General features: G+C 69.2%; 9 protein-coding genes. All 9 read right to left on the bottom strand.

The window, feature by feature from the left end:
* Positions 1-64: 64 nt before the first annotated feature.
* A complete protein-coding gene (locus SK803_RS20340; protein WP_319967612.1) occupies positions 65-625 on the bottom strand; it encodes a DUF4360 domain-containing protein in 561 nt (186 codons plus the stop codon).
* A 30-nt stretch (positions 626-655) separates the two neighbouring features.
* On the bottom strand, positions 656-5,737 hold the full coding sequence (locus SK803_RS20345; protein WP_319967613.1) for an NACHT domain-containing protein: 5,082 nt from the start codon (positions 5,735-5,737) through the stop codon (positions 656-658).
* A gap of 50 nt (positions 5,738-5,787) precedes the next feature.
* On the bottom strand, positions 5,788-7,395 hold the full coding sequence (locus SK803_RS20350) for a thiamine pyrophosphate-binding protein (protein ID WP_319967614.1): 1,608 nt from the start codon (positions 7,393-7,395) through the stop codon (positions 5,788-5,790).
* Positions 7,392-9,383: an acetate--CoA ligase family protein gene (locus SK803_RS20355; RefSeq protein WP_319967615.1), complete on the bottom strand. Its 1,992-nt coding sequence runs from the start codon at positions 9,381-9,383 to the stop codon at positions 7,392-7,394. Before SK803_RS20355 ends, SK803_RS20350 begins: the two co-directional genes overlap by 4 nt.
* A complete protein-coding gene (locus SK803_RS20360; RefSeq protein WP_319967616.1) occupies positions 9,380-10,546 on the bottom strand; it encodes an acyl-CoA dehydrogenase family protein in 1,167 nt (388 codons plus the stop codon). Before SK803_RS20360 ends, SK803_RS20355 begins: the two co-directional genes overlap by 4 nt.
* A 296-nt stretch (positions 10,547-10,842) precedes the next feature.
* Complete coding sequence (locus SK803_RS20365) at positions 10,843-11,169, bottom strand: GntR family transcriptional regulator (protein ID WP_319967766.1); 327 nt, start codon at positions 11,167-11,169, stop codon at positions 10,843-10,845.
* A gap of 98 nt (positions 11,170-11,267) precedes the next feature.
* Positions 11,268-11,576, bottom strand: coding sequence for a hypothetical protein (locus tag SK803_RS20370; protein ID WP_319967617.1), 309 nt, complete (start codon positions 11,574-11,576; stop codon positions 11,268-11,270).
* Between the two features lie 11 nt (positions 11,577-11,587).
* Complete coding sequence (locus SK803_RS20375) at positions 11,588-12,910, bottom strand: nickel/cobalt transporter (protein ID WP_319967618.1); 1,323 nt, start codon at positions 12,908-12,910, stop codon at positions 11,588-11,590.
* Positions 12,907-13,935, bottom strand: coding sequence for a tetratricopeptide repeat protein (locus SK803_RS20380; RefSeq protein ID WP_319967619.1), 1,029 nt, complete (start codon positions 13,933-13,935; stop codon positions 12,907-12,909). Before SK803_RS20380 ends, SK803_RS20375 begins: the two co-directional genes overlap by 4 nt.
* Positions 13,936-13,943: the final 8 nt, after the last annotated feature.

Below are 13,943 nucleotides of genomic sequence, written 5' to 3' on the forward strand. Positions count from 1 at the left end.
GTGCGCTAACCGCGCACCGCCGGTTACAAACGGACTGTAGCAGACAACGCCAAGACCGCGCGTGTTATTCCGAGCACTTCTTCCACGAGAGCCGGAACGTGGTGCTCACACTCGAGTCGGTCGAGTCCATGGTCATGAAGCTTTCGCTCCCCTTCCCGGTGACCTTCAACTCGGCCTCGATCGTCAACGGCTTGCGATCCTTGCACGGCCCGTGCGCGACCCCGCCCGGCCTGTCGGTGACCTGCCAGTTGTCACTCATCGGCCCCTGATACGTGTGCATGCTGTGCCGCGTAGGAAACCCCGGGAAGTGGTAGCTGTTGCGCGCGACGCCCTTGGCCTTGTCCGTCAGGTGCGCGAACCCGCGGAAGTCCGTGGCCGCGATGCCGTACGTGTACCCGGCCGTGTGGTTGATCCGGAGCGCGATCGTGCAGCTCCTCTTGGCCTCGCTCCCGTTCCCCTGCACCAAAAAGTCGCTGTAGTTCACCGTGAACGCCTCGTTGTCCTGCGACATGGCGACAGTCGTCGTGCCGGCCGGACACCCGGACCCGCCGACGCTCACGACGTCGATGGTGACCGGACCGGGCGGCGGCACAAGGGTCGCCAGCAGTGCCACCACAGCCAACATCGAGGCCTCCTCACATCACTGCTGGAGAACCTATCGGTCCGCACAATCACGCAATCGGACCAGCAGGGCCCGCGCATCCTCCCGCATCAACTCACTCCACCGGGCCAGATCACGTGCCGCGTTGCGCCTGACGTGCCTCGGCACCGTCTCGTCCCACGCCACCGCCCGCGCGATCACCGACGCCACCTCCCGCTGGTCCCGCCGCATCTCGACCAGGGCCCGCGCACACCGCATCCGCACCACCGGGTCGAGCTCGCTCCTCCCCATCGCCTGCAAATGCATCGATGCCCGCATCGAGTCGAACTCACCAATGCGACCCAACACCTGCACGCGCCGCAACGGATCCGCTTGCTCGACCAGTCCAGTGAGGACGGTCAACGCCTCACGCCGTGCAGACCGTTCGACCTGGTGGAGGATCATGGCCGCTTCCGCCCGCGCCAGCACCGGAAATTCGGACGCAGCGATCATCGCGCGGGCCGCGCAGGCCGCACGTCTCCGTCCCACCACCCCGAAATCATCGAGATAGGTCGCCGCCCGCACCCGCAACGCGGGCCGTTCGCGCTCGTCGACAGCGATGTCCTCGATCAACTGAACCCCGGCGATGCGGTCGTCGGCGGAGTACGGCCCGAGCTTCCACGCCGCCCGCAGCCGCGCGACTGGCAGTTCATCGACGCCGTCGCGGATCTTTCGGATGGTGTCCAGATCCTTCGCCACCAGGCGGTCGTCGATGCGGCGCAACCACGACGGCGCCGCGCACAACACCTCCGTCACGGCAGCGTCGAGTTCCGCGCCGATGTCGTTCAGCAGACGGGCGGCAGCGTGCCGGACGCGGAACGGCAGTCCCTCGTCCATCGCCTCGGCAAGCGCCTGGTCGTGCACGCGCCACCAATGCGTCTCGCTGAGGCCCGCGAGAGCCGACAGCGCTTTGGGTCCCTTCAGCTGCTCCAGAACTGCGACAGCCTCGGGCTGAAAGGCTTCGGACACCTCTACAAGCGCGACCGCGGCGTCCGTTAGTTCACCCAAAGGGGTTTCCACTGCTGCGATGACATCACGGATTTCGGCCACCGCCTCATTGCGCAACGGCAGGTCGTCCCACTGGTCCGCGGACGGCACCCGGTCCTCGATCGGAATCGCGCGGTTGTGCAGCATTGAGCGCTCCAGGTCGGTGCGCACCGGACGGGGCACCGTGGTGATGAGCCACTCCCAGACCTTCCTGCTCACATCCGGATCGCGCAGCATCTCGACCGCCGCCTGCTCGAAGCGCGGCGTCGTCGGACGCAGCAGTACCCACAGCCACCGCAACGCTCGCGCTCGATCCTTCATCGGGACGCTCGGGTCCTCCGCGAAGCGCCACTGGACGGGGATCGCCGACGCCGTCGTTGTCCGGTCGAGCTGAGTGAGCGACCAGACCGCGCGGCTGCGTTCGTCGATCGGGACATCGTCGTCGTCGATCACCGACCGCAGAAAGGCCGCCGCCTCCCCCAGTGCGGCCGGCTCCACCGACACCAGGTTCTGGAACGCGAACCGCCGCGAACTGAGCGGCAACAGATCGTCCTGTGCGAGCCGGCGCAGCATGGCGGAGTCTCCGAGCACGGTGGCGGCGGCGATGAGCTCTCCCGACGTTGCCCGGCCCCCGATCAGCTGTGCTTGAAACCGGCCTTTCAGGTCCACATCGGACAATCGCGGGTCGCCGACACGGCTCCAGAGCAACTCGAGGGGAAACGACCACGCCGCGGCCACGAGCAGGTTCGCGGCGTGGTCGAGATGGGCCGGTCGCCGCGACGCGAGCAGGCATGCTGCCTCGGCCCGGTCGTCGGCGGCGAGACCGGGGAAGTCCACCAGGCGCTCCAGTGCCGCGAGTACCGCCTCATCGCCTCCGTGTCCCAGTTCTTCCAGGGCCAGAACGGCTCTCCACGCTTTCCGAGCCGAGGTTCGCTCGTCACCGAGGATCTCCAGCAACGCGTCAGCCAGTTCCTGGCGTGGGCCAGGTCCGTTGGCCGAGTGGTAGGAGGCCATGTAGAAGAACTCAGAGATCATCGGTTCACCGCCGATGATCCTGCGCAGTTCCACGGCCGACTCCCGGTCGAAACGGCTGCCGAGCACGCTGAGCCCGTTCGCGGCGGTGATCCGGATTCGCATCGGCCGTCGCTCGTCCCGCGCGGCTTTCCTCAGCACGGCCGCGGCTTCCTCCACCCGTGCGCCGTCCTGGCCCGACACCGTGTTGGCCAAGGTGGACATCACGTCGTCGGCGGCTTCCGGCGACCGGGCACAGTCCAGGAGCGCGGCCAGCGCCTCGTCGCCGACGCCGGTGCGAGCCAGATCCTGGTATGCGGAGGGAGACGCGAGCCGCCGCAGGCACTCGATCGCTTGTGGGTGGTGGTCCGGCCCCGACCTGATGAGAGTGTTGGCAGCGCGGCATCGAACTTCGCTGTGCACATCGGGGGCAACGAGCAGATCGCGCAGGTCGCGCACCGCCTGTGCGCGGTAAGGCTCACCGAGGCTCACGAGTTCGTCCAGAACGGTGACGTGGTCATGTGAGCCGGGTGGTGCACCGGAGTTCAGCAGAGCGGCGGCCGCCTCGTCCCGGAACGAAGGCCCCACCTTGCCGATGGCCGAGGCCACCCGCCTGATGTTGTTCCAGTTCTGGTGGCGTTCGGCGAGCATCTTCCGCAGGCCGGCGAGAGCCGTCTCGCGCTGCGTCCCATAGGTGACGAGGTGGCCGAGCAGGAGCGAGCGGTCCATCTCGCGAACGGCGCCTTCCGCCGCGGCGGCGACCAGCTCTCCTGCCGCCTGCCGGTGCTGTGCCCCCAGCTCTCGAAGCGCCGTCGCCGCGGCGATCACCTCGTAGACCGTGCGACGACCGTCGACGACGTGCGCGGTGAGTTCGGCCACCGCCTGCTCCAGGTGGGCAGGGCTGATCGAGGCGAGTCCGAACGCGGCGTCGCCCCAGGTGAAATAGGTCTTCGCCGGGCTCCGCAGCAGGGCGAGGAAGTGGTGGGCACACACGTCCGCGAACTCGGGGCCGATCTCCAGCAGACCTGTTGCCGACTCAGCGATGAGCAGCGGAGCCGAATCCACATTGGACAGCTTGCTCTCCAGCGTGCCTACCGCGAACTCTCGCGCTTCCCCGCCGAACGTCGCCAGGACCACCGCAGCTGTTCGCACGGAAGAGGCCGAAGCGTTGGGATCGGTGAGCACCGCGCGCAGACCGCGTTCGGCCGCTTCGCGTTCGCCGATGCCGCACTGTGCCAACGCCTCCGCGGCCATGAGCCGGTCGGGCACCGAAGCCCGCGGCTCGTCGGCCAGGTGGTTCAGGAGCCTGACCGCGTCCGCGGTGTGCTGGCCGCGGACTCGCACCGCCAGCGCGGTGGCCGCTTCCGCACGTGAACCCCATGGCGCACCGGCACAGTTCATCAGGCGGATCAGCCAGGTCGTCAGACCGGCGAACCGGGTGGCGCGGGAAGCCTCGGCGAGGATGTCAGCCGCGTGGTAGTGCGTGGTCATGGCCCAATCCCAGACCGTGTCGAGAAAGGCTTCAGTCTGGTCGGCGCTCGTCGGCAGGTGATGCGCCAGCAGGCGGGCCGCGAGCAGGTGCTGATCACCGTCGCCATGGTGCAGCCAGTCGAGGAGCCGGTCTGCTTCGGTGGGACGCAGCCTGGAGTGGTGGAGCAGCACGGCTCTGGCGAAGCGGCCTGACTCACGGGGGCCGGCTGCGTGCAGGACATCGGCGAAGGCATTGGGGCAGAACTCGTCCGGCAGGTCGCGGGCGCAGGACGTGGCGGCGAGGTGTTCGGCGAAGCTGTGGTGCAGGAACGCGAGGTCGTCGCCGCGCAGGATGAACGGCCCGACCGAGAGCAGGTAGGCGGTCAGTTCTTCCTGCCACGACGTCGAGTTCGGGACGCCGCGGTCCGTCACCCAGGTGCGGGCGGCGTTGAGGAGTGAGCCGTCGGTTTCCAGACGGGTGCGCGCGAGGTGTTCGAGGAGCTTCTCGCGGTCGAAGCGGTCTGGCTGGTCGCGGCGGATGTGCGCGAGATAGGTGTCGTAGAGGGAGTACTGGTTGCCGGGCAACGGTTGTGCGTTGTACTCGCTGAAGATGATCGCGGCGATCGTGGCGAACAGCGGGACCTGGACCAGTTCGTCGAGGTAGGCATCCCGGATCTGACGGAGGAAGCGGAGAGCGTCGTCCTCGGGGAACCACTTGGCGGCGAAGCGTTCGAGGGCGGCTGCGTCGAACGGCTGCAGTTCGTAGCGGACCGCGCTGATGCGGTGCAACGGGGCGAGGGCGCCGCCTTCCGTTGGACGGGTGGTCAGCAGGATCCGGTGGGCGCCCGCCGAAGCCCAGGCGGCGAGCGCGCTCACGAGGCGGTGGCGTTGGTCGGCATCCGCGACCTCGTCCAGGCCGTCCACCAGGAGCAGCCAGCGGCAGCCGACCGCGCGGCCGGCGAACAGGTCCTTGTCGACGGGTTCGCGCAGGAGCGGACCGTACTCGGCGACCGTGCTGTCGGCCAGCGCCTGCGCGAGCGGGACGTCCAGGTGGGCGGCCAGTGTGCGGGCGGTGAGCCTGAGCGGAACGACCGGTTCGGCCAGCGGGTCTTCGTCCAGGCGCCGCATCCAGTGCTGGGCGATGTCCGCGGCCAGGCGCAGGGTCAGCGTCGACTTGCCGAGACCGGGACCTCCGGTGACGACGAGGTGCGCGTCGCCGTTGAGAGCCTCGCGCAACGTGCGGGACGGCGGGCGGACGGTGAAGCGCACGACAGGGCGGGCCGGCGTCTCGATCAGCCTGCCGTCGTCGTCGAGCATCGGGCCCTGGCGTGGTTGTTCCGGCTCGTCGACGGCGCTGCCCAGGTCCTGGCGGACGTAGATGGTGTCCAGCGATGGCTTGCGCGCGCCGGGCAGGCGGTATGGGGCCTCATAGGCCGCGTTGACCTGCGCCAAAAGCAGCCACATGATCTCCGGTGGCCATTGCGGCGCTTCTGCCCACGTATGGGGCGGGTCGTAGGCAGGTCTTGGTGCTTTGCCCGCGTGGACGTGCACGTCGCCGTGGACGTTGTTGGCCTGGAACACCGTGCCGGTGACGTCGCCAGTCGTGAAGTCCAGGTCGTCGCGCGCCATCGCCGGATGGTCCCACGATCGGGGCGGCCATTTAGTGCCAAATCATGGACTCAGGCGCCGGCCAGGTCGCCCACCACGTGGATCACGGTCGGGCGGTCCGCGGTGAAGGCCTTGCGCAGGGCCGTGGCGAACCTGTCCTGGTCGTCGATCGTGACGCCGTGGCAGTTCAGGCCCTTGGCGACCTTGACGAAGTCGACGCCCGGCAGCGTCACGCCGTGCACCGGATCGCTGCGGTCCACCATCTCGCGGCGGATCTCGCCGTAGCCGCCGTTGTCCGCGATGATCACGGGCAGCGGCAGGCGTTCCTGGGCCGCGGTGGCCAGTTCGGGGAGGGTGAACATCACGCCGCCGTCGCCGTGCAGGGCCACCACCTGACGGTCGGGCGCGCCCATCTTGGCGCCGATGGCCGCTGGCAGGCCGTAGCCGAGGGTGCCGAAGCCGGTGGGATACAGGAAGCTGGCCGGGCGTTCCAGCGGCAGGTTGGACAAAGTGCCGTAGTAGCAGGCCATTGCGCTGTCGCCGGCGACGATCGCGCCTGGGGACAGGGCTTCCCGCATGGCTTCCACCAGCGGTAGCCAGGGGGCGCCTTGGGAGCGGGCGTGTTTGCGGAAGAGCCTTTGCCAGCGCTCGGCGCGTTTCACCGACTCCTCGTCTGTTTTGCCCTTGCCCAGCCGTTGGTTCAGGGCCGTGACGGTGGCTTGGGCGTCGCCCACCAAGCAGTAGTCCGGGAGGGCGTTGGTGATCATCTGGGCCGGGTCGACGTCGATGCGGATGAGGTCGCCGCCGAACTTGAGCGGGCCGTTCCACAGGTCGGTGGAGGCGAGTTCGGTGCCGATGGCCACCACCACGTCGCATTCGGCCACGAACTCGGCCACCGCCTTGTGGTGCAGGCCCGCGCCGATGGAGAGCCGGTGGCGTTCGGAGAAGGTGCCTTTGCCGTTGGCCGTGGAGACGACCGGGGCGCCCAGGCGTTCGGCGAGGGCGGTGATCTCCTCGGCCGCGCCCCTGGCTCCGCCACCGATGATCAGGCCGGGGCGGGTCGCCGCGTTGAGACGTCCCGCGGCCGCGGCGATGGTGACGGCGTCGGCCGGCGGGTGGGCGACCAGGACCGGGGCCACGTCGCTGACCTTGTCGACGGCGTCGATGAGGTCGAGCGGGATTTCCAGGTGTGCCGGGCGGGGGCGGCCGGAGGTCATGTGCGCGAAGGCTTGTGCGACGGCGAGCGGGATCTCGGCGACGCTGTGCACGCGGTTCGAGTAGCCGATGACGGCTTCCAGTGCGGCGCTTTGGTGCCGGACCTCGTGCAGGGTGCCGTTGCCGCGGCCGGGGTGGCGCAGGGGCATGCCCGGCGAGATCAGCAGCACTGGCACGGAATCCGAGTACGACTGGGTCACGGCGGTGATCGCGTTGAGCACGGCGGGGCCGCTGGTGGTGAGGCAGACGCCTGGTTTTCCGGTGACGCGGGCGTAACCGTCGGCGGCGAAACCGGCGCCCTGCTCGTGGCGCGGGGTGACGTGCTGGACGCCGTGCTCGGCCAGGGCGCGGTAGATGCCGAGGTTGTGGGTGCCGGGGATGCCGAACACCAGCTCGGTGCCGTGCGCGACGAGTGCGCGCACCAGCGCGTCACCCCCGCTGATGCGAGGTGGGGTCATGCTCATGCCACGCGTCGTCCGCTCGTGTCGTTCAAGGTGTCCCCCGAAGGGATGATCAGCGCGTCCACGGCCAGCACGCCGTCGGGACCCACGCGCACAGGGTTCAGCTCGATCTCGGCGAGGTCCGGTCTGGCGGCGAGCGTCTCGGAGACCTGTGCGATGACCTGGGCCAACGCTGTCACGTCCGCCGTCGGCGCGCCGCGCCAGCCGGACAGGAGCGGGGCGGAGACGAGGCGTGCCAGCATGTCCCTGGCTGTGGCGGGCGTCACGGGTGCCAGCTCGATCGCGGTGTCCTTGAACAACTCTGCGTGGATGCCGCCCGCCCCGACGAGAACTACTGGGCCGAACGAGTGATCCCGCTTCGCGCCGATGATCAGTTCGACCACGTGCTCGCGGGTGTCCATCTCTTCGAGGACGTAGGTGCCGGGGCCGAGCCTGGCTTCCATCTCCGCGAAGGCGGCGGACGGGTCGGTGACGTTGAGCCGCACGCCGCCGTGCTCGCTCTTGTGCGCCAGCCAGTCCGCTTTGAGCGCGTACGGTCCGGTCAGCGTGGTCGCCTTCGCCTCGGCGGCTGACGTGACGGCGTGTGCCTGGGGGAACCGGACGAAGCTGAGCAGCTCGCGGGCCGCGAGGTAGCCGGGCCGGAACGGCGCTGCTGTGGCCGTGTCGCGCAGAACAACGCTCTGGAAGTTCGCGCCAAGTCTTGAAGCGTGGCCCAGTGCGGCCACCGCGCGCTCGATCGTGTGCTGGACAGGCACCCCGCCGGCCCGCAACGCCCGCACCGCCGCCGAGTCCGCACGCATGCTGTGCACGAGCACCGGCACGCCGGTCTCCCTTGCCAGCAAGCAGATCTGCGCCGCGATCGCCACCTCTGACGACTCCAGCGAGGGCGTGTCCTCTCCGTAGCTGCCGAAGTAGCCGGACAACACGACGGTGTCGACTTCGCCGCCGCGCACCAGCGCTGACACCGCGCGAAAGTAGTTCTCCAGGTCCCGCTCCCCCGCCCCCGCGAGGTCCACCGGGTTCCGCGGCAGCACACCAGCGGGCAGACCGTCCACAGAAGACAGCTCAGGCACCGAGAGTCCGGCGGCAGCAGCAAGGTCCGCCGCGATCGCACCCTGCCCACCGGAGTCGGAGATGAGCCCGACCCTGTGCCCGGCAGGGACACCGGCGGAAAGCACCGCCGCCAGGTCCACCAACGCGGCAGGCGTCGCCACCCGAACCGCACCGGCCCGGCGGCAGGCCGCGTCCACAACGTCCAAAGAGGACGTCAACGCACCGGTGTGCGAGCGAGCGGCTTCCTGCGCGGCAGAGGAGGACCCGACGGTCAGCAGCACCACCGGCTTCCCGGCCGCGCGCAGTTCCGACATGGCCGCCACGATCCCCGGACCGAAGCTCTCCAGATACACCCCCACGACCGTGGTCAGATCGTGGGAAAGCAAGTCCCGCAACGCTTCCGTCGCCGTCACGTCCGCCTGGTTGCCCACCGAGACGAACCGCGAGACTCCGATCCCCGACGCCGCCGCGAGCCCGGCGATCTCCAGCCCGACCTGCCCGCTCTGCGACACCACGCCCAGCGAACCCGCCTGGAACTGCCCCCACGCGAGGTGCAGTGACGTCGCCGCGTCGAACACCCCCAGGCAGTTCGGCCCGAGCAACCGCGCCCCCGCCTCGCGGATCCGGCCGATCACCCCGTCGTCGATCCCCGTGGGAATGCCTACGAATCCCCGTACCCCGACGGCCAACGCCTCGTCCACCACGGCCGGCACGTGCGCGGCGGGCACCGCGAGCACGACGAGTTCGGGCGCCTCAGCCAGTTCCGAGAGGGATCGCACAGTCGGGTACGAGAGAACCGGTCCACCGCCGCGGTTCACGAGGTGCACGGCGCGGCGATCACGCCCGGCCAGTGCGCCGCGAGCGAGCCAGTGGCCCCATTTGGCGGGGTCGTCACTGGCGCCTACGACCGCGACGGACGCGGGATCGGAGAAGATCATCTCGCACCGAGGCCGCGGGAGATGATGAGGCGCTGGATGTCCGAGGTGCCTTCCTCGATCTCTTCAAGCTTGGCGTCACGCATCCAGCGCTCGACGGGGTACTCGCGCGAATAACCGTAGCCACCCAACGTCTGCACAGCCGCGTGCGTGCACCACATGGCGTTCTCCGAACCGACGAGCTTCGCCATCGCCGACTCCTGCGCCACGGCGTGCCCCGCGTCGTACAACGTCGCCGCGCGCACGGTCAGCAGATGCGACGTGTCGACGCACGTGGCCATGTCCGCGAGCCGGAACGCCACCGCCTGGTGCTGGATGATCGGCACGCCGAACTGCTCACGTTCGCGCGCGTAGTCGGAAGCGAAGTCGAGTGCGGCACGGGCGAGCCCGGTCGTGGCGGCGCCGATGAGGATGCGCGAGGCGTCGAACGTCCGCATCAGGCCCGAGAAGCCCTGCCCCTCGTCGCCGAGCCGGTTCTCGAGCGGCACGCGCACGTCGTCGAGGAACACCTCGGCGTTGACGATCGCGCGCTGCCCCATCTTCTGGAACGGCGGCCCGACCACGAGCCCCGGAGTGTCGCGCGGGACCACGAACGCCGTGACGCCCTTCGCGCGCTTGGCGGGATCGACCGTCGCGAAGATGACGAAGTGCTCGGCGTAGGGGGCGTTGGAGATCCAGGTCTTCTGTCCGTTGAGGACATATCCGGCGCCGTCTCGTTCGGCCGACGTCTGGATGCCCGCCGCGTCCGACCCGCTGCCCGGCTCGGTGACCGCGACGGCGGTGAGCGGCGGGTTCTCGGTCCCCAGTGGACCGAGGAACCGCTCCTGCTGCTCTGGCGTGCCGAGGTGCTCGATCGGCGCGCTGAAGAAGCCGTTGGACGTGATCAGGTTGCCGATGCCGATGTCGCCGTGGCACAGCTCCTGCTGGACCAGCACCTGGGTGAGCAGGTCGGTGACACCGCCACCGCCGAACTTCTCGCCGATCATGAACGACGTCAGCCCCAGCTTGGACGCCTTCTCCCACACGTCGAGGGGTGACTCGGTGTCCGCCTCGTCGACGGCACGTCCGCGCGGGCGGATCTCGTTCGCGGCGAACTCCCTGGCCAGCTCGACGAACTGCTCCTGTTCGGCCGTGAGCCGCAGGCCGTCGCGGACGGTCCGCCCCATCTCGCACCCCTAAGTTGACTGACGAATCAGTTATTCACGATCCACGGGGCAGCCTAGCTCTGTCAAGACGCATCAGGAGGGTCGCGAACGGGTGACTACCAGCGTCCGGACGTGGAGATCGTCGAAGGTCCGAGGACCGTGCCGAACCGGCGATCAACGGGAGCGTGCTCGACCGTTGGGACCGAAGGCGAAGTGACGGGCGGAGGTGAACATCAGGCTGGCGGACGAGCCGTGAGCGCACGGCTCGCCGACCTCCAGCCCGGCGACCATTGTGGAACGTCGTTGTCCCACAATGGTCAGGGGCGCAGCGCCGCCCGGACGATCTCCAGGGCTTCCTGCGACGTGAGGCCCAGCTCCGTGGACATCGTCGCGTACTGGGCCGCCGCCGCACGGATGCGCTCGCGGTTGTTGTCGCCGTTCGCGCTCACCACGGTTCCCGCGCGGCCCCGCGTTTCGACGAGGCCTGCTTCCTCCAGTTCACGGTAGGCACGCGCCACCGTGTTGACCGCCAGGCCCAGGTCCTTCGCCAGGGCGCGCACGGTCGGCAGCTTGGCGCCCACCGGCAGTTCCCGATTCGAGATGGCGCTCGCGTAGTGCACACGCACCTGCTCGTACGGAGGCATCTCCCCGTGGTGGTCGATCTTCACTGCGCCCCATCCTCCCCGCATGCAACTACTTCTGTATTGACCAACGGAGGAAAGGCGCGGAGGTTGCGGTCGAATCAGCGGAGATTGGTCTGGTCCGCTCCCATCCGCACGTAGAGCCGGCGCCAGCCCTGGTCGGCGGCCGTGGCTTCTTTGCCGTCGCAGTAGGGTTTTGTGCCGTTCGAGGTGTAATAGCGCAGGATGGACAACGAGACGACGGTGTCCCAATTACCTTCGTCGAAGTACGTCTCACCCGGTGTCTGGTCCTGGTGCTTCAGGCAGGAGATGTCGGACTGCTGTTCGTCGTCGAACTGAGCGGTAGCCGCCTCTGGCGAGGTGGAGCACGCCGCCAGGGCGAGCGCGGCCAACACGATGAGCTTCTTCATGATCTCTCCAATCAACCGGCCAGCGCACGCGTGGCCAGACCGACTCCGACGAGCATCACCAGCGCCGCGGTGCCCAGCGGCGTGATGTCCGAGAACCTGCGGAAGCGGGCCAGCCGCCCGCCGAAGCGGTCCCGCAGCGAGACCAGCAACAACCCGGCCGCGGTCAGCGTCGCGGCCATGCCCAGGCCGTACGCCAGCACCAGCACCACGCCGAACCACGTGCGGCCCAGTGCGATCGCGCCGAGCAGCACGACCAGCGCGGACGGCGACGGCACCAGGCCGCCCGCGACTCCCATTCCGACGAGCCCCGCCCGGCGGTGCCCATGACCATGTCCGTGGCCGTGTCCATGACCATGTGCGTCGTCGTGTTCGTCCCCTTCTCGGGCACGCTTGCGACGACGCGCCAGCACCGCCGAGCGGAGCAGCACCCCTCCGATCACCGCGACCAGCAGACCGCTCGCCACGCCGAGCCAGCGCAGAACTGACTCACCGGCGATCACGCTGGACACGCTGAGCAGCAGCCCCAGCACCAGGACACCCGCCGTGTGGGTGACGGTGACCGTGGCTCCTACGAGGAATGCGTCACGGCGGGTTCCCCTCGAACCCGCCAGATAGGCGGCCATCACGGTCTTGCCGTGGCCGGGCAGCGCAGCATGAGACGCGCCCAGCACCAGAGACAGCAGGACCGCACCGATGCCGACCAACGGGGTGAGATCACCCACGAGGCCGACGGCCGCCTTTGTGGCTTCACCTAGTGCTCCAGGCGGGGTGACGACCGTCCCCTCGCCCGGTTTCGCGACGAACCGCACCGCCCGCACGTCCAACGGCGACGACAGCAGGTCGTCCGGGTAGGTGCGCAGCTCGTTGCTGATCGTCTCGGCCGGCGCGCCCGACACCGCGACGTCGACACCGACGACGGTGATCTCGCGCCAGCCGAGCTTGTCCTTGAGGTACGAGTCGCTGAACGTCACCTCGACCTCGCCGCGCACCGGCAGCAAGGCCGTGTACTCGCAGGTCAACCGCATCGTGGGCAGGCCGGCCTCACCGGCGGGGCGCACGACGTCGGCGTCACGCACCTCGAACGTCAGCTCGCGCTCGTCGGCCATGGCGTTCAACGACTTCCCGCGTTCCGTGCAGCGCTTGCGGGCGTCGACGAACTCGCGGTCCTGCAGGGTCGGGATCTCCGCACTGTCCACAACGGACCGCAGCTCGATCCGGTCGGGGAACACCCGCAGGCCGTCGTAGTGGTTCACGCTGAGGTTGCTCAACGGGTGCGCCTGCGCGACCCCGCCCATCAGCAGCATGCCGAACACCACCAGCAGGAACACTCTCATCGCAGGCTCCCCAGGATCGCCTCGCGGTGCCGCAGGACCTCCGCGTCACGCCAGCCCAGCGAGACCGCCTTGTCCGAGTACGGCAGGGCTTCCGCGGATCGCTTGTTGACGTGCAGAGCCCACGCCATCGCGTCCGCGGTGAAGACGCTCTGCCGCTTCGCCCACTCCTTCTCGGCGAACCTCAGCGCCTCCGCGGGGTCACCGTGATCAGCGGCGATCAGGGCGGCGGTGAGGTCGTCTCCGCCCAGAGCGCGCAGCTGTTGCAACGCGAGGTCGTACTGCGCCCGCGCCTCAACCGGCTTGCCCGCCTTGTCGAGCGCCTCGCCATACCTCACGAGGTGCTCAGGCGAAGGCACCTTGGACGCCAGCTCGCGAGTGGTCTCGAGAGACTCGTCGGTCCGCCCTTCCAGCTTGTCCAGGTGGAGCCGGCAGAACGCGACCTCGTCAGACGAGGAAGCGGACTCCAGCGCCCGCTCCAACGCCCCGCGCGCCTCGTCCAGACGGCCGTGCAGCTCGAAGTGGTAGGCGGCGCGGGTGAACGACGCGACACCGGGCCTCAGGTCCAGCATCCGTTGCAGCGCGACAGAAGCACCTGCGTCGTCACCGAGCTGCGTCAGTGCGTCGACCAGCACGCCCTGAGCCGCCGCGGAGTCCGGCAACGCCGTCACCGCTCGCTGACCCCACTCGCGGGCACCAGCGAAGTCGTGCTGAGCGTTGGCGAGCGCACCGCGGCCGATGAACGCCTCACCGTTGCCGTCCGGCTTGAGCCGCAACGACTCGGTCAGCGCCCGTTCGGCGCGGCTGTGGTGCTGGGGATCGAACGTGACGCGGGCCAGCTCCACCTGGGTGACGCCGAGCTGTGCCCACGCGGCCGCGTCGGCGGGCGTTCGGCGAAGCTTGGCCTGCAAGGACTCTGCGTTGCGCTGCAAAGAAGAAGTCTGCGTGGCGGCGGGTGTTGCCGCCTGCGGGGAGGCGCAGGCGGCAACAGCGAGCACGGCTGCCAGCAGCGGAATGGTTTTCCACATGTCAGGCA

This window comes from Lentzea miocenica, assembly GCF_033949945.1.
Classification (GTDB): Bacteria; Actinomycetota; Actinomycetes; order Mycobacteriales; family Pseudonocardiaceae; genus Lentzea; species Lentzea miocenica.

What these genes read in the sequence shown, in the direction of transcription:
- SK803_RS20340 (WP_319967612.1), bottom strand. Translation starts at nt 625, where the DNA reads ATGTTGGCTGTGGTGGCACTGCTGGCGACCCTTGTGCCGCCGCCCGGT.
- SK803_RS20345 (WP_319967613.1), bottom strand. Translation starts at nt 5,737, where the DNA reads ATGGCGCGCGACGACCTGGACTTCACGACTGGCGACGTCACCGGCACG.
- SK803_RS20350 (WP_319967614.1), bottom strand. Translation starts at nt 7,395, where the DNA reads ATGAGCATGACCCCACCTCGCATCAGCGGGGGTGACGCGCTGGTGCGC.
- SK803_RS20355 (WP_319967615.1), bottom strand. Translation starts at nt 9,383, where the DNA reads ATGATCTTCTCCGATCCCGCGTCCGTCGCGGTCGTAGGCGCCAGTGAC.
- SK803_RS20360 (WP_319967616.1), bottom strand. Translation starts at nt 10,546, where the DNA reads ATGGGGCGGACCGTCCGCGACGGCCTGCGGCTCACGGCCGAACAGGAG.
- SK803_RS20365 (WP_319967766.1), bottom strand. Translation starts at nt 11,169, where the DNA reads ATGCCTCCGTACGAGCAGGTGCGTGTGCACTACGCGAGCGCCATCTCG.
- SK803_RS20370 (WP_319967617.1), bottom strand. Translation starts at nt 11,576, where the DNA reads ATGAAGAAGCTCATCGTGTTGGCCGCGCTCGCCCTGGCGGCGTGCTCC.
- SK803_RS20375 (WP_319967618.1), bottom strand. Translation starts at nt 12,910, where the DNA reads ATGAGAGTGTTCCTGCTGGTGGTGTTCGGCATGCTGCTGATGGGCGGG.
- SK803_RS20380 (WP_319967619.1), bottom strand. Translation starts at nt 13,935, where the DNA reads ATGTGGAAAACCATTCCGCTGCTGGCAGCCGTGCTCGCTGTTGCCGCC.